Here is a 635-nt window from a genome sequence, read left to right as displayed (position 1 = left end):
TGAAGCCCAACATAATCTTGGCTTGATGTATGACAACGGCGAAGGCGTACCTCAGGATTATACCAAAGCACTTGACTGGTACACAAAAGCTGCCAACCAAGGTGTCGCTGTAGCCCAATACAACCTTGGCTTGATGTATAAAAATGGCGAAGGCGTACCTCAGGATTACGTCAAGGCGGCTGAACTGTTTCAAAAAGCCGCCAATCAAGGGTATGCTGAAGCCCAACATAACCTTGGCGTGATGTACTACAACGGCGAAGGCGTACCTCAGGATTATACCAAAGCACTTGACTGGTACACAAAAGCTGCCAACCAAGGTGTTGCTGTAGCCCAATATAACCTTGGCTTGATGTATAACAATGGCGAAGGCGTACCTCGGGATTACGTCAAGGCGGCTGAACTGTTTCAAAAAGCCGCCAACTAAAGTGTCGCTTAAGCCCAACATAACCTTGGCTTGATGTATAACAATGGCGAAGGCGTGCGTCAATACACCGTTACTGCTAAAGTGATCAATATCGTAACTTAAATCAACAGGGATAGGCTTTCGGGATACTCTACTTCTACTTCAAAATCTCGGTCTTGTAGTGGTCAACTAATTTAGGACACCTAATAAGAGGTTTTTATTAAAGTAACGT

The 635-nt window shown here is 45.0% G+C and carries 1 protein-coding gene; it reads left to right on the top strand.

Features of this window, described 5'->3' with window-relative positions:
* Positions 1-424: tetratricopeptide repeat protein (locus tag JFC10_RS14805; RefSeq protein ID WP_227698066.1), on the top strand; the 424-nt coding region annotated here is incomplete at its 5' end.
* Positions 425-635: the final 211 nt, after the last annotated feature.

The organism is Psychrobacter aquimaris (assembly GCF_016107525.1).
Lineage (GTDB): Bacteria > Pseudomonadota > Gammaproteobacteria > Pseudomonadales > Moraxellaceae > Psychrobacter > Psychrobacter aquimaris.
This window is presented reverse-complemented; position numbering and strand designations above follow the sequence as displayed.